Here is a 16,348-nt window from a genome sequence, read left to right as displayed (position 1 = left end):
TTGCCAGCGGCGGGCCTAAATTCGCCGGATGCGACTCAAAGCCTATCTGCAACAGATCAACCCTCTACTCTCCGACCCCGAAGCAGCACGCCGGCTGCTTCGGCTGCTGGCGTTCGTACTCTCGGCCGGCATTCTCGGCGCGGCCTACAATTTCCTGTCCTTCACGTTCAACACCGACATTGCCCGGCGCCACGGCGCCATGAGCAGTGCGATCGCCGAGGCGCATACCTTTTTCACCAACCGTGAGGCACTGCTCGAAAGCCTGAGCCTCGCAACCGTGCGCCAGGCCGTTCCTGGCGTCCAAGCGGTGCCCCTGGCACCGGGCGAAGAGGTCCACCTGCAACTGGGCAACCAGCCGGGCAAGCGCTGGAGCCTGTGGCTGACACGACGCATGTGCGCCTATCTCAAGGCGCGCCATGTCAACCTGCTGTATGTCGGCGCAGATGCCCAAGCCCCCATGCGCTGGCTGTACAACGTCGACTCGCAGGCGCCGGAGCCTTCACGCGCCCTGCTCGACCGACTCCGCGATGCAGGGCAACGGGTGAAGGCACCACGGGAACTGTGGCTGGCCGACCAGGGCGCGCAAAGCTCGCGCCTTTTCATCTTCCTGCGCCTGGACGAACGCGACGCGGACTCCGGCTGGCTGGGCCTGGAAATCGACAGCCAGGCGGTGGCGCCATCGCTCAAGGATGCCAGCGCGGGGGAATTCATGATGTTCAACGCCGACGGGATGCTGGTGTTCACCAACAGTCAGGGCCCGGCATTGAACCGCTCGCTACCTAAGCCCGTGGGTCAGGACTTCTTCGGCTTTGTCGGCCAGGGGCTACTGCCGGAGTACCTGGTCATCAGCAAGCCGCTGATGTCCTCGGACTGGCAACTGGTATACGCGATCGGCCTGTCCGCGATCCTCGCCGGCGTGTGGCAGCAACTGCTCGGTGCCCTGCTGTTCTGCGTGCTCAGCATCACCTTGATAAGAGTCCTGATTCAGCGTTTCGACCAGCGCTTCTTCACCCCAACGGTCGAGCGTATCCGCGAACTGGTCGAAAGCGAGATGTTCAGCCGTGATGTCATCGAAACAGCACCTGTGGCCCTGTGCGTGCTGCGACGCAGCGATGGACAGGTCGTGCTGGAAAATCACCTGGCCCAGCAGTGGTTGGGCCAAGGCCAGGCACGGGACGCGCGCAGCGCGCAATGGATAGAGAAAGTCTTCGAACCAGACGAAGGCCAGTACAGCGACTATTTCGAGAGCGCCGAAGGGCGTCACCTGTACCTGAGTTGTTCGCCAACCCGCTACAAGGGCGAGCAGGTTCTGTTGTGCGCATTCAGCGACATCAGCGCGCGCAAGCAGATCGAGGCCGCGCTGGAGGATGCCCGGCGCGCTGCCGACACGGCCAACGAAGCGAAAACCCAGTTCCTGGCGACCATGAGCCATGAGATCCGCACGCCGCTCTTCGGTGTGCTGGGCACCCTGGAGCTGCTGTCGCGTACTGCGCTGGACGCCCAGCAGCGCGACTACCTGCAAGCCATCGAAGGCTCCTCCTCGACCTTGCTGCAGTTGATCTGCGACGTCCTCGACGTGTCCAAGATCGAGGCAGGTCAACTGGCCCTCGAACTCAGCGAGTTCAGTGCGTTGGAGCTGGTCCGCGAGGTAATCCAGGGCTACAGCGCGGCGGCCAGGAGCAAGGGGCTGCTGCTCTACAGTTGTCTGGACCCGCGCCTGCCGGAACACCTGATCGGTGACGTCAACCGGATCCGCCAGATCCTCAACAACCTGCTGAGCAATGCGGTCAAGTTCACCGATTGCGGCCGCGTGGTGTTGCGGGTCCGGCTGCTCAACCGCGATGGCGAGCGCTCCTGCCTGTTGTGGCAAGTCTCGGACACGGGCAAGGGCATCGCCGAACAGGACCAGCCGTTCATCTTCGACCCTTTCTACCAGACCGAGGGCCATACCCAGGTCATACCCGGCACAGGCCTTGGGCTGCCGATCTGCCAGCGGCTGACCCAATTGATGAATGGCCAACTGCGCCTGGTAAGCGAGTTGGGCCTTGGCAGCAGCTTCAGCCTGACCCTGCCTTTGGAAGTGGCGTCCGGCCGCAGCAATGCCCCGTTCAATCTTCTGGCAGAGCGCATTCACGTGGTATCGCCGGCGCGCGAACTGGCAGAAGCCATCGCTGGCTGGTTATGTCGCTGGGGGGCTCGTGCCCAGGTCGGTGCGCCGGGCTGCGCCCTGGCCGGCGAACTGCTGGTCGAACTGCATCCAGGCAGCGTCGAGCGCTGCCTGGTCGGAGAATGGCCTGGCCCGCGGATCCTGGCCAGCGCCCAGGGATGCTGGGAAGCCCGCCACGAAGCCGGTCACTGGCAGGTCAACCTCAACGACCTGGGCGCCCTGCACCATGCCGTCGCCCAGGCCCAGGGCCTGCGCAGTGCCAGGCACGAAGCCGTACCCGACGTTCGCGCGCCGGAGCCGCTTGGGCTGCACGTGCTGGTTGCCGAGGACAATCTCATCAACCAGTTGATCCTTCGCGACCAGCTCGAGGAGCTCGGCTGCAGCGTGAGCTTGGCCAGCGATGGCGAGCAGGCCCTGCAAAGTTGGAAACGCGAGCACTTCGACCTGGTGCTGACCGACGTCAACATGCCCGGTATCAACGGCTACGAACTGGCCCGAGCCCTGCGCGGTCTGGGCTGCGCCCAGCCCATCATCGGCGCCACCGCCAACGCACTGCGTGGCGAGGAAGAACTGTGCCTGGCCGCTGGCATGGACCGCTGCCTGATCAAGCCTTTCAACCTGCAAGTGTTGTTCAACTGCCTGGCCCCGTATCGAGGTAGCCGCCATGAAGTCCTTTAACATCCTGATCGTCGAAGACCACCCTTTCCAGCACATGTACCTGCAACACCTGTTCAGCGAGCTTGGCACCTTCAACCTGGAGGCAGCCCGGGATGGCCAGGAAGCGCTGGAGCGCCTGCGACTGCGCGACTTCGACCTGGTCCTGACTGACCTGCTGATGCCTGGCATGGATGGCGTGCAGTTTATCCAGCACCTGGCTGGCCTTCGCCACAAACCCGGTCTGGCGATCATGAGCGCGGCCTCGCGGCGCATGCTCATGGCTGCAAGCCTGGTGGCCAAGAACCTTGGCGTGGACGTGCTTGGGCTGATTTCCAAGCCAGTCGAGCCGGCTGCGCTGCGCAGCCTGATCGACCAGTTGCAACTGCACCACCAGGCTCCGGCCCAAGCGGCCCCGACAGCCCTCGAGTTCGATCGCCAGACACTGATAGATGCCTTGAACAACCGAGCCTTCCAGGCCTGGTTCCAGCCCAAGAAGTCTTTGCACAATGGCCGCATCGTCGCAGCCGAAGCGCTGGTGCGCTGGATGCATCCGGACCAAGGAGTCTTGTTGCCAGGCACCTTCCTACCGACGATCACGGCCTTCGGCCTCGAGGAAAGGCTGCTGTGGGTGATGCTCAAGCAAGCCATGGATGCCCAGGCACGGTGGCGTGACCGAGGCTATGACATCCCCGTCTCGATCAACCTGCCGACCCACCTGCTCAACAGCCATGATCTGGCCGACCGCTTGCTGGAGTTCGTCCTGCACCACCAAGGCGTGCCCGGCAAGCTGTGCTTCGAGCTGATGGAATGTTCAGTTCCCGAAGAGCTGAGCAATTTCTATGCAGGCGCCTGCCGCTTGCGCATGAAGGGGTTCGGCCTGTCCCAGGACGACTTCGGCAAAGGCTACAGCTCGTACCTGAGCCTGGTCTCGACGCCGTTCACCGAGCTCAAGATCGACCGCGCCCTGGTGCAGCGCTGCGATGAAAGCGAGAGCCTGGCTTCGGCCCTGGCCAGCATCGTCGCCCTGGGGCGCAAGCTTGGGCTGACCGTGGTGGCAGAGGGTGTCGAAACGCCCCAGGAGCTCGAGATGCTACGCAAGGTAGACTGCAACCAGGTTCAGGGTTTCCTGATCTCCCATGCCGTCTCGGCTGAACAGTTCCAGCGCCTGCTGCACAGCGACGGTCCGCCGTCAGCCTACTGAACTGTTGTAACTCACGGCGCCGGCCGGGCATCAGAGGTAATATCCCTAGGGTACCGATGCCCCCAAGGTCTTCCGGATTCTTTCATGAAACAATACAACGCCCTGCTGGAAAACCTGGCTCGCAGCTCCCTGCGACTGAACAAAGGCATGACCGTTCTGCTTGGCCTGGCGCTGCTGCTGGCCGGCTTCAGCCTCTGGTCCATCGAGCGCCTGGTCGACGAGCATAACGACACGGTCAGCATCCATTTCGCCCGGCTGATGGAAAACATCCAGGAACAGGAAAGCTTCCTCGAGGCCCTCGTGCTACGCAGCGCCAGGGGCGAGTTGCTCGACCACCCACGTGCGCTCGAACCGGTGCTGACACCACTGCCCGACCAAGGACCGGACATCTACAAAGGCCAGGCATTTCCATTTTCCCTGCCATTCAGCCTCAAGCTCGACTCGCACAGCCTCGCTGGCAACCAGGTGGCAAGCATCTTCAGCCAGGGTGCGAACCTGGCCAGCTTCTACAGCATGTTCTGGTCGGCCTCCCCCTACCGATCGCCCCAGGTGTTCCTGTTCTCGCCGGATGCCCATTACGACATCACGGTTCCCGCCGCCGGCCGCAGTCGGGGCAAGCCCCAGGACGTGGACGAGCCTTTCATCGACGTGGTCAGGCAGGTCGCGGCGCGGCGCCCCCAAGGCCTGGACCAGGGCGCCGGAATCGTCTGGCGCAGCTATGTCGAACAGCCGGACCAGGACTCCCCACCGCGGGTACTGGCCTATGCCAGCATCGCCCTGCGCCCGACCGAGGCAAGCGGCCAACATTTGCAAGTGGCGTCGCTGGTCGACCTGGCACAGATCGACGACTTCGAACGCATCATGGCCTGGACCGTGTATGACCATTTCAACCTGATTGCTCCGTCCGGAGAGGTGCTGGTCGGCACGCCCATGCCTCTTGAGGGGGTGCATGAAGGCCTCAACATCAAGCCCGAAGGCCTGGTTTTCCGCCTTCACGAGCAAGCCAACGGTGGCTGGAGCGCGGTCTACACCGTGACCTACCGGCACTTCTTCCGTTACGCGTTCTGGTCGCTGGCCAGCCTCGCCGCCACCTTCCTCGTCCTGGTCGGATTGGGCCGGGTGGCCATCCGCTGGTACCAGCGCCAGGTCATCCTGCCTGCGCGCGCAGCACACGAGACCATCGCCGAGAGCGAGGCCTTCAGCCGGGTGGTCATCGACACCGCGCCGACCGGCCTGTGCGTGGTTCGCAGCGCCGACAACGAGGTACTGCTGGAGAACCAGCGCGCGCAACAATGGCAAGGCACCCGCGAATTGGTCAGCACTCTCGCCCCGGCACTGGGCAGTACCCGCAGCGGCGAACACTACCTGCAGGTCGAGGGCCGCCATTTGCAGGTCGGCTTCGTGTCGACCCGTTACCATGGCGAAGACGTACGCCTTTACGCATTCAACGACGTCACCCGCCACGTCGAGGACGCCCAGGCGCTGGAAGAGGCGCGCCGCGCCGCCGACGCCGCCAACACCGCCAAGACCCTCTTCCTGGCAACCATGAGCCACGAGATTCGCACGCCGCTGTACGGCGTGCTGGGCACCCTCGAGTTGCTCGGCCTGACCCACCTGGATGCCCGCCAGCAAGGCTACCTGCACACCATCCAACGTTCCTCGGCGACCCTGTTCCAACTGATCAGCGACGTGCTCGACGTGACGAAGATCGAATCCGGACAGATGGCCCTTGAGCCAGTCACGTTCTGCCCGCTGGACATGCTCGAAGATACCGTGCGCACCTACCGCGCCTTCGCCGAGCGCAAGGGACTGTTGCTCTACGCTTGCCACGATGCCCGACTGCCAGCCCAGGTGGTCGGCGACCCGATACGCATCCGCCAGATCCTCAACAACTTGCTGAGCAACGCCATCAAGTTCACCGACACCGGCCGGGTGGTGCTGCGCACGCGCGTGCTGGCGCTCGACGACACCCAGGTCAGCCTCCAATGGCAGGTCGCCGATACCGGCATCGGCATTTCACAAGCGCAGCAGGCCAGGCTCTTCGAGCTTTTCTACCAAGTCGTCGACGCTTCCAGCGAGGGCGGTGCCGGTTTGGGTCTGCCGATCTGCGGCTGGTTGGCCGACATGATGGGCGGCCAGATCAAGGTCGTCAGCGAGCCGGGCCTGGGCAGCAGTTTTTCCCTGAAAGTAAGCCTGCCACTGGCCCCGGGTGAGTTGAGCGACTGCCCGCTGGTCGCGCCCGACCCGACCCCGGTGTACGTGCGCGCACCGATCCCGGAGCTTGCCCAGCACGGCGTCGACTGGCTGCAACGCCTGGGTATCAGCGCCACGTTGACGATTCCGCCCATGGAAAAAGACAATCACCAGGCCCTGTTGGTGGACCTGCTCGACTGTCCGGACGCCATCAACTGGCATGGCCAGCGTATCTGCGCCAGCAGCGACGGCCCGGTGCCCGCCAGTTTCAGCGACGGTAGCTGGCGGGTGGACCTGCACGACATACGTGCCATCGCCCAGGCCGTTGCCCGGATCCGCGAGGGCGGCGCACCCGAGGGCCAGGACACGGCGCGGCAGCAAAGCGCCGCCCTGCGCCTGCATATCCTGGTGGCCGAGGACAATCCGATCAACCAGGCGATTCTCCAGGAGCAACTCGAAGCGCTGGGCTGCACAACGGTAGTGGCGGCCAACGGCGAACAAGCCATGCAACGTTGGCAGCCGGGCCTTTTCGACGTGGTCCTCACCGACGTGAACATGCCGTTGATGAATGGCTACGAACTGGCCAGGACCCTGCGCCAGCATGACGCAAGGCTACCGATCATCGGCGTCACTGCCAATGCGCTGCGAGAGGAGGGCCAGCGCTGCATCGAGGTGGGGATGAATGCCTGGATGGTCAAGCCGCTGAGCCTGCAAACCTTGCGCAGCCATCTGGTCCGCCTGTGCCGGCCAACCCTGGCTGACAGCTCCAGCCGCGCACAAGCGCAAAGCTCCAGCGAGCGACCCGCACCGTCCACCATCGAGACCGTGCAACTGTCCGCCGCGATGCGCGCACTGTTCGTCAGCACCATGCGCCAGGACATGCAACAGTTGCGCCTGGCGCTTGAGCAGCGTGACCACCAGCGCCTTGGCGAACGCCTGCACAGCATCGCCGGCGCCCTGGGCGCGGTACAGGCCAAGGCCCTGGCCGAACAGTGTTGCGCACTGGAGAACGCGCTGGTCGACTCGCCGATCGATGCGGCCCTGACCGAGAACCTGCGGGGGGTACTGGACAGGCTTTCTGCAATGCTAGATACCCTCGCATAGAATCAATTTCAGCGCTGACAACGCCTGCAAACAACCCTCCCATCCGCACCGGCTAACGGATCGTCTTTTATGGAAAAACTCAAGGTCATTATCGCCGACGATCATCCCATCGTGCTGCTCGGCGTCCGGGAACTGGTCGAGCGAGACCCACGCTTTGAAGTGGTCGGCGAGGCCGTCTGCTCGCAAGGGCTGATCGAACTGCTCGAACGCCACCCGGTGGACATGGTCATCTCCGACTACAACATGCCGGCAGACTCCCCCTATGGTGACGGCCTCAAATTGATCGACTACCTCAAACGTCACTATCCCGCAGTCCGCATTCTCGTGCTGACCATGATTTCCAACCCCCTGATCCTGACACGGCTGCAGGAACTGGGCGTCTACGGTGTCATCCAGAAGAACCAATTGCACGGTGAGATTGAAAAGGCGCTCAATGCCCTCGCCCGCAACAGCACCTACCGGGCGCCGGAACCGGCAAGGCACTCGGTGCTCGCCTGCACCACCGCCATCGACCAACGGGTAGAAAACCTGTCCCCCAAGGAATTCGAAATACTGCGTCTTTTCGTTGCCGGCCAAAGTGTCAGCGAGATTGCCCGCAGTCAACACCGCAGCACCAAGACCATTAGTGCGCAGAAAGTTTCAGCGATGCGCAAACTTGAAGTAAACAGCGACCAGGAGTTATTGGAATACTGCTTGGCGAGTCATATCTTCAACTAATTAACGACTGTCATTGTCGGGCCATTAAGATTCGTCTGATGTGCCAGGGAAACCACCTGACTTATCGTGAGCGTGCATTAACTTGCAGCACTTACTCACTATCACGTGGACATTAATATGAAAAAATTTTCCCTGGCCGCACTGACCCTGTCGCTTATCACCGCTTCGGCCGGCGTCCTGGCCGCCGAGCCCACCGGACCGGTCAAGGGTGGCAGCGGCAAGATTTCCTTCACCGGCGTGATCAACAATGACGCCTGCTCGGTCGATGGCGCCAACGCCGACCGTATGATTGCCGTAGACATGGGCACCGTTTCGATCAAGGACATGGGCACCGCCGAAAACCCAACTTCGGGCCGCGTGACCGGCAAGGACTTCAACCTCAACGTCAACTGCAACGTCGGCACCAAGGTGGCGATGGTCTTCGATGCCAACAGCGGCGGCTCGGGCCTGGTCACTGGCAAGAAGGTCCTGGCCCTGACCAAGGGCACCGGCACCGCCGCCAACGTCGGCATCGCCCTGCTCGACCCCAACGGTAACCTGATCGACCTGAGCTCGGCCGCCACCGCCAAGATCCAGAGCGAAGTGCACGGCACGGGCGCCGAGGGCGGCGACGCTACCCTGAGCTTCTCCGCGGCCTACGTGACCACCGGCGCAGCGGGCACCGCCACTGCCGGTCGTGGTGACGCCACCCTGCCGTTCATCCTGCAGTACGAGTAATCACTTCGCAGCTGCTCCCTGGGCGAGGCTGATCAGCCTCGCCACTCCTTCGTCCCGCAAGGTATCCACCATGTTGCGTCGTTCTATGTATCCCGTTCTCGGGTTGCTGGGCATGCTCGTTGCCGCCCAGGCAACCGCCAGCATCTCCCTGAGCGCCACCCGCGTCGTGTTCGACGGTGCTCACAAGGAAGCCAATGTCATCGTGCGCAATGGCAACCAGGAAGTCCTGGTGCAATCCTGGGTAGACAGCGGCGACAGCGCCAAAGCGCCCGCGCCGTTCGCTGTGACACCACCGTTGGCCAGGGTAATGCCCAAGCAGGAACAACTGCTGCGTATTCTCTATGAAGGCCAAGGCCTGCCGACCGATCGCGAATCGGTGGTCTGGCTCAATGTCCAGGAAATCCCGCAAGCCAGTACCAAGGCCAATACCTTGCAACTGGCGGTGCGTCAACGTATCAAAATTTTCTTTCGCCCGGCCGACCTGCCCGGTAATGCACTGCTGGCACCGGAGCAATTGGTCTGGCAACTGACCCAACGCGGCGGACACGCACAACTGACTGTAAACAACCCCAGCCTGTTCCATGTGTCCATGGCCGATATCGAACTTAAACGCGGAAAGCAAACTGTGCTCAGCGTCGACTCGACCATGATCGCCCCGCGTGCAAACAGGACATTCAGCTCGGCACTTTCCCAGGTGGAGGGCCCGTTGACGCTCACGTTCAAGAGCATCAACGACTATGGCGCCCAACATGAATATTCCGTGCAGTTGAACACTGCCCAGCCTGGTAGCGCAAAGCCTGCCGAACCCGCCATCGCCCTGTGAAACCGTAGCGCCCACACCTCACGCGTCTGGTCCCGTGCGGCCTCCCCGTGCCCAGCCCGTGCCGGGACATGAAATAGGTTCCTCGTATGTCTCTGTCCATCGCCTCCCGCTCCGTAGTCGGCGCCGCTGCAGGCGTGCGCGCGCTCAATGGCGGCACGTTTCGTCCGGCCTGGAAGCTCAACGCCCTGTCACTGGTCATCTGCACCACGCTACCCGGCTTGGCAGCGGCGCAGGATGACCCGCACCTGCAAGGCTTCAACACCACCTTCCTGCAGGGCGCGCAATCGGCGGTCGACTTGCAACTGCTGCTGTCGGCCAACAGCGTGCTGCCGGGCAATTATCGGGTAGACCTCTACAGCAACGACGTGCTGGTGGGCCGGCGTGACATCGACTTCAACCGCAACCCCCAGACCGGGGTCGTGGAACCCTGCCTGACCCTGGAGCTGCTCGGACAGTTGGGCATCGACATGGACAAGCTCAAGGCCCAAGGTCGTCTGGTTGACGCCCAGGCGTGCTACGACCTGCCCACTCTGATCGACCAGGCCAGCTTGAGCTACGACTCCAATCACCTGCGCCTGTCCGCCAGCATTCCGCAGGTTGCGATGAAACGTGGCTTGCGCGGCTATGTCGACCCGCAGCTGTGGGATGCCGGGGTGTCCGCAGCGTTCGTAAACTATCAATTCAATACCAGCCGCAGCGCCGGCGATGCCCAGACCCGCATCAACAACAACCTGAGCCTGCGCAACGGTATCAACCTCGGCAGCTGGCGCTTGCGCAACGAGTCGAACTTCAGCAGCGGTACCGGTCGGCCGGACACTTTCAAGAGCAACCGCAGCTATATGCAACATGACGTGACGGCGCTCAAGGGCCAGTTCAGCGCAGGCGACATCTTCAGCGACACCGACCTGTTCGACAGCGTGCGCTACCGGGGCCTGAAACTGGCTTCGGACGAAGGCATGCGCGCCGATAGCGAGCGCGGCTACGCGCCGGTGGTCAGGGGTGTAGCCCAGACCAGTGCCAGGGTCGAGATTCGCCAGAACGACTACGTGCTCTATACCACCAACGTTCCGCCCGGCCCATTCGAAATCAGCGACATCTACCCCAGCGGCTCCAATGGCGACCTGGAGGTCACCATCATCGAGGCCGACGGTCGCCGGCGGGTCAGCACGCAAGCATTCTCCAGCTTGCCGCTCATGGTCCGCGATGGCCAGGTCAAGTACAGCCTCTCCGCCGGACGCTACAACAGCAATACCGAGGGCCTGGCCAGGCCGCAGATGCTCAGCACGACGCTGGCCTACGGCCTGTCCAACACCTTGACTGGCGTCGTCGGCCTGCAAGCCACCGACAACTACAAGGCACTGGCCGTGGGCAGCGGTTTGAACACGCTGCTGGGCGCATTCTCGCTCGATGTCACCCACTCCTCGAGCAAGGCCCAGGGCCAGACCACCCAGGGCAACAGCTTGCGGGCGCTGTACGCCAAGACATTCACCGGCACCGACACCAACTTCACACTGGCCGCCTACCGCTACTCCACCGAGGGCTACCGCACCCTCGCCCAGCATGTCGAGGACATGAGCACAGATTTGGTCAAACGCAGCGGCAACTCCAAGACCCGAACCGACCTGACCATCAACCAGAGTCTGGGCCGCAACCGCGCCTTCGGCAGCCTGTACCTGACGGCCACCGACCAGCGCTACTGGAACCGAGGCGGCTCGCAGAGTCTGTCCGCAGGCTACAGCAACAACTGGGGCGAAGTTTCCTACAACATCGACGTCAGCCGCACCAAGGAACTGGGAACTTCAGGCCCTTCTGGGGAAGATACCCAGTTCAACGTATCGGTGTCGTTCCCGCTCGGCAGCCGCGCCCGTGCACCTCGGGCGTTCGTCACCACGAGCACGCAGAAAGGCAATGACACCACCCAGGCTGGCGTCAACGGTTATCTCTCGGAGACCAGCGACACCTTCTACTCGATCCAGGGCGGGCACAGCCGCACCAGCGGCAGCTCGGCATCGGCCAACCTCAATACCCGCACCTCGGTCGCCGACATCAGCCTGGGCTATAGCCAGGGACGCGGCTACGACTCGCAGAACCTGAACATCGCCGGGGCCGTCGTCGCCCACCAAGGTGGCATCAACCTCGGCCAGACGCTGAGCGAAACCTTCGCACTGGCCGAAGTGCCCGGGGTGAAGGGTGCAAAGATCAGCAGCTACAGCGGTGTGGAAACCGGACGTAATGGCTACGCGGTGATCCCCAATGCCCAGCCCTACCGGGTCAACTGGATCAGCCTCGATACCCGCGATCTGGGGGGCGACATCGAGATCGACAACGCCACGCAGCAACTGGTGCCTCGACGCGGCGCCGTCGTGCTTGCCCGCTACACGGGCAAGAGCGGGCGTCGGGTACAGTTCGAGCTGTTCGACGAGCGTAACCAGTCGATTCCATTCGGCGCCTCGGTCGAAGATACCGAAGGCAGGCAACTGGCGATTTCCGACCCAAGCGGCAAGGCATTGGTGCTGTTGGAGCAGGATCAGGGCAGCCTGACCATCAAGTGGAGCGACCGACAGTGTGTGGCGGCGTATCACCTGCCCGAACGGGACAAAGCGGTGAATTATGAACGCCAGCGCCTGGTGTGCCAGCCGTAGCAGGCGACCCGGGCGCGCAAGCCATCGTTCGTGGCCCCCGGGGATGATCGGAAACGCGATGTAAAAAAATAGTGCGGCCAGGGCTGCCAAAGCCTATGAACAAGGCCGCACCACGCCTTGGCGTGAACTCATGGCGAGTTCTTTTTTCCTTGAAGGCGGCGCACTCCTGTACAATGCGCCCTGGGTGCTAGCTGCATGAGGCAGTGACGCAGGTTAAATGGACACGCAGGTCGGGCCGCCTTGCGGGAGTTCTTGCGCCTATGCAAAAAACCAAGCTAACCCGTGCCCAGCAACTGGCTGCCCATGCCTTCGCCAACCTCGAACGCTTCCTGCATATCGAAGCTGTCAGTGGTGTGGTCCTGCTGGTCGCTGCCATCGCCGCCCTGATCTGGGCAAACTCCCCCGCTGCCGCCAGTTACGACGCACTCTGGCACACGCCTATTTCCTTCGGGATCGGCTCGCTGGTGGTCTCGCAGTCGCTGCATTTCTGGATCAACGACGGCCTGATGACCATTTTCTTCCTGGTCGTCGGCATGGAGATTCGCCGTGAAATCCATGAAGGCGCCCTGTCCAGCCTGCGCCAGGCCACGCTGCCCATGGCCGCTGCCATCGGTGGTGTAGCGATCCCGGCACTGATCTACCTGAGCTTCGGCCATGCGCCAGCCGAGCAACAAGGGTGGGCGGTACCCACCGCGACGGATATCGCCTTCGCCGTTGGCGTCCTGGCGCTGCTGGGCAAGTCGATTCCCGCGAATGTCCGCGTTTTCCTGCTGGCCCTGGCGATCATCGACGACATCATCGCCGTGCTGATCATCGCCTTCTTCTATTCCGGCGGCCTCGATTACAGCGGCCTCGCCTTGGCTGCGGTTGGCCTGCTGATGGTGGTGGGGCTGCAGAAGATAGGCGTCGGGTCGGCATACGCCTATGTCATACCAGGCTTGATCACCTGGCTGGGCATCCTGATGACCGGTGCCCACCCGACCCTGGCCGGCGTCGTGCTCGGCTTGATGACCCCCGTTGCTGCAATGCCCATGCGTCAGCGCCCGCTGGAGGCGATCTCGCAATTCACCGGTGAACTGCTGGGCCGCGCGCAGACCCCGGAGCAGGATCCACATCAACTGATGGACCCCCTCAAGCGTCTGCGCCTGGCACAACGCGAACTGGTCGCACCGGTGGTGCGCATGCAAGGTCACCTGCACCCCTGGGTGGCCTACGCCATCATGCCGCTGTTCGCCCTTGCCAATGCTGGCGTCAGTCTCTCGGGTGTCGACCTGTCCGCTCCAGGGCCTTACTGGGTGATGACTGCCGTAGCGGTCGCGCTGGTACTCGGCAAGCCGCTGGGCATCGTCAGTGTCAGCTGGCTCATGGTCCGGTTGGGGTGGTGCGCATTGCCTGCCGGTGTGACCTGGGCAGGTATCACCTTGATCGGCTTGCTGGCGGGTATCGGCTTCACCATGTCGATCTTCATCGCCAACCTCGCCTACGCCGATCCAGCCGCCTTGGGTGCCGCCAAACTCGGGGTGTTGTCCGGTTCGGTCATCGCCGCCGTCATTGGCCTCACCTGGGGCTTCTGGAGCCTGCGCCGGGGTGCGGCCGGCACCAAGGTCGAAGCCGTCTGACGCTGGATTTTCTACCCCTCCAACCTGCCGCCTCTGCCAGGCGGCAGGTCGGGCATCGACCCGGTTTCGATCGCCAGCCCTACCCTCAAGACCGCCGATCATTTAACCTTCCTGTCAACTGCACGCTGCTGCAGCGAATGCTCTGCGTCACTGCACGACCATTTCGCCCCTCAACCAACAGTAAGGCTTCATGCGAAAACTCCTGGCAAGCGCCCTGGCGCTGGTAATGATTGCCGCGCTAAGCGGCTACGGCTTCTGGACCTTGCAACGACCGGAAGGCCATTACCTCTCGGACCTGCGCATCGAGCTGGCGCTGAACCATGGCGTACCGGGCGACAACGGCAACCTGCTGGGCGTGGAGCCCCTGCTCTACCCCAGCGACTACCAGAACCTGCAACGCCTGCACCGCAAGCTTTCGGCCTACCTGGAACAGGCGCGCGCCCAAGGCCTGGTAGGCCCCCGCACGGTGGTGGTGCTACCCGAACACATCGGCACCTGGCTGTGGGCACGGGGTGAGAAGAACGAGTTGTACCAAGTCACTCGCAGCCAGGAAGCCTTGCAATGGCTGGAACTGAGCAACCCGCTGCGCTATGCGATGGCGATGCTTAGCGCAAGCGGCGATGACCGCCGTACCGATGCACACCTGCGCATGAAAGCGCAGCAGATGGCCAGCGACTATCAGCTGCTGTTCGGCGGCCTGGCCCAGGAGTTCGGGGTGACGTTGGTCGCCGGCTCGATCGTGCTGCCGGCCCCGTATATCAAGGATGGAGTGTTGCACACCGGAAGTGGCCCACTGTTCAACAGCAGCGTCGTGTTCGCCGCCAATGGCTCGCCGCTGGGCCAGCCCCAGCGCCAGCAATTTCCCGACAGCGAGACGCGCCGTTACATTCACGATGGCCGCCAGCAACCCTTGCACGTGGTGCAGACACCCGCCGGACGCCTTGGCGTCCTGGTAGGCAGCGACAGCTGGTATCCCTCGAACCACCAGCAACTGGCACGACAATCGGTGCAGATCATCGCCAACCCGGTATTCCTGAGCGGTAAAGGCAGCTGGGAGACGCCGTGGCGCGGCAATCGGCATCAGCAGGCCGCCGCGGCGCTGGCGTTGCAACGCGGTGAAGTCAGCGAACAAACCGCCTGGCAGCGCTTGACCCAAGCCGCAGACGCGAGCGTGAGCAGCATGAGCGTCTTCATGCGTGGTCAGTTCTGGGAACAAGGCAGCGATGGCCAGGGCTTTGCCCATCAGGCAGGAGCGCTGCTGGCCGGCCCGCCCAGCCAGGGCGCCCGCTTGCTGAACCTGTGGTTGTGAAGCCATGCCACGCCCCCGTGTGCGCCTGGGAGACCTGTCGGTAGGCTTCGTCCAACCATTGGCGCAGGCACTGCGCGAATTGGGCCATGATCCCGCGCCCTTGCTGCTGCGCTACGGACTGGACACCACGCGCCTGGGCGAAGCCAATGCGCGATTGTCGATCCCGCGTTACATGCATCTGGGCCATGCGGCCATCGAGCTGACCGGCGAGCCGGCACTAGGCCTGCACATGGGCCGTCTGAGCCACCTCTCGCACGCCGGGCTCGCGGGTGTCACGGCCGCGCAGGCACCCACCCTGGGTGAAGCTGCGCGCACCTTGCTGCGTTTCGAACCGCTGTATGCTGCCAATTACCGGGGCCATTCCCGTTTCCTGGAGGACCCGTACGGCGCCTGGCTGCGCTTCTATTCCATCAGCCCTTACAACGGTTACAACCGTTTCGTGGTCGATTCACTGCTGGCCGGCTGGCTAGCTCAACTTGCGGGGCTGGCTGGCGTCCCGCTGCAGGCCGAACGCCTGGAGATCGAGTTCGAGGCGCCTGACTACGCAGACCATTACCAGCCACTGTGCAGCACTGCCGTGCAGTTTGGCGCCAGCAGCAATCAACTGCGCCTGAACAAGGCCACGCTGGACCTTGTCAACCCGCACCATTGCCCGAGCACCTGGCACCACCTGCTGCAACTGTGCGAAGCGCAGATGCAGCAGCGCACGCGAGTGCGCAGCCTGGGCGAACGCATCACTCACTTGCTGGGGCCCTTGCTCAACGGTGGCCGTGAACCCGACCTGGAAGAAGTAGCACTGCACCTACAACTGCCCTGCTGGACCTTGCGCCGCAAGCTGGCGGAGGAAGGCACAGGGTTTCGCAGCCTGCTCAACGATACGAGGCGCGACCTGGCCGAGACCTATATCCGCGACACGGAACTGGCCTTCGGCGAGATTGCCTATTTGTTGGGATTTGCGTCAGCCGAAGCCTTCCAACGCGCGTTCAAGCGATGGACCGGCATGACGCCGGGAACGTTCCGGCGTAGCCAACGTCACGCGGGTTAAAGCTCGGTGGCGTCGTCCGCCGGCTCTGGGGTGTCCAGTTCGTAAGCCTGGTACTCGAGTAGCTCTTCCTGATAATCATCCATTGCCCTGCGTCCTCTTCATGCTTTCATTTTCGTTGGTCATGCCTTCAACCTAAGCAGGAAAGGTGAAGGAA

The 16,348-nt window shown here is 63.1% G+C and carries 10 protein-coding genes; all 10 read left to right on the top strand.

Annotated elements, in window-relative coordinates; genetic code table 11:
• The first annotated feature begins 28 nt into the window (after positions 1-28).
• Complete coding sequence (locus VXM67_RS09615) at positions 29-2,845, top strand: ATP-binding protein (RefSeq protein WP_104882018.1); 2,817 nt, start codon at positions 29-31, stop codon at positions 2,843-2,845.
• Positions 2,832-4,025: an EAL domain-containing protein gene (locus VXM67_RS09610; protein ID WP_287167697.1), complete on the top strand. Its 1,194-nt coding sequence runs from the start codon at positions 2,832-2,834 to the stop codon at positions 4,023-4,025. The genes VXM67_RS09615 and VXM67_RS09610 overlap by 14 nt, the downstream gene beginning before the upstream one ends.
• An 84-nt stretch (positions 4,026-4,109) precedes the next feature.
• On the top strand, positions 4,110-7,322 hold the full coding sequence (locus tag VXM67_RS09605) for a hybrid sensor histidine kinase/response regulator (RefSeq protein WP_186599116.1): 3,213 nt from the start codon (positions 4,110-4,112) through the stop codon (positions 7,320-7,322).
• 69 nt (positions 7,323-7,391) lie between these two features.
• On the top strand, positions 7,392-8,039 hold the full coding sequence (locus tag VXM67_RS09600; RefSeq protein ID WP_023379477.1) for a response regulator: 648 nt from the start codon (positions 7,392-7,394) through the stop codon (positions 8,037-8,039).
• A gap of 117 nt (positions 8,040-8,156) precedes the next feature.
• Positions 8,157-8,756: a fimbrial protein gene (locus VXM67_RS09595; RefSeq protein ID WP_023379475.1), complete on the top strand. Its 600-nt coding sequence runs from the start codon at positions 8,157-8,159 to the stop codon at positions 8,754-8,756.
• Positions 8,757-8,826: 70 nt separating this feature from the next.
• Complete coding sequence (locus VXM67_RS09590) at positions 8,827-9,579, top strand: molecular chaperone (RefSeq protein WP_023379474.1); 753 nt, start codon at positions 8,827-8,829, stop codon at positions 9,577-9,579.
• 86 nt (positions 9,580-9,665) lie between these two features.
• Positions 9,666-12,221, top strand: a complete 2,556-nt coding sequence (locus VXM67_RS09585; protein ID WP_023379473.1) for a fimbria/pilus outer membrane usher protein — start codon at positions 9,666-9,668, stop codon at positions 12,219-12,221.
• A gap of 260 nt (positions 12,222-12,481) precedes the next feature.
• The gene (nhaA, locus tag VXM67_RS09580; RefSeq protein ID WP_104882020.1) at positions 12,482-13,840 is read left to right on the top strand and encodes a Na+/H+ antiporter NhaA; all 1,359 of its coding nucleotides are present in this window, start codon (positions 12,482-12,484) and stop codon (positions 13,838-13,840) included.
• Positions 13,841-14,030: 190 nt separating this feature from the next.
• Positions 14,031-15,149, top strand: a complete 1,119-nt coding sequence (locus VXM67_RS09575) for a nitrilase-related carbon-nitrogen hydrolase (RefSeq protein WP_023379471.1) — start codon at positions 14,031-14,033, stop codon at positions 15,147-15,149.
• A gap of 4 nt (positions 15,150-15,153) precedes the next feature.
• Entirely contained in the window at positions 15,154-16,194 is a 1,041-nt protein-coding gene (locus VXM67_RS09570; RefSeq protein WP_023379470.1) for an AraC family transcriptional regulator, read from the top strand.
• Positions 16,195-16,348: the final 154 nt, after the last annotated feature.

Source organism: Pseudomonas sp. Rh2, assembly GCF_040762985.1.
In the GTDB taxonomy this organism is placed as follows: Bacteria; Pseudomonadota; Gammaproteobacteria; order Pseudomonadales; family Pseudomonadaceae; genus Aquipseudomonas; species Aquipseudomonas taiwanensis.
Note: the sequence above shows the minus strand (reverse complement) of the source record. Positions and strands in the feature narration are given on the sequence as shown.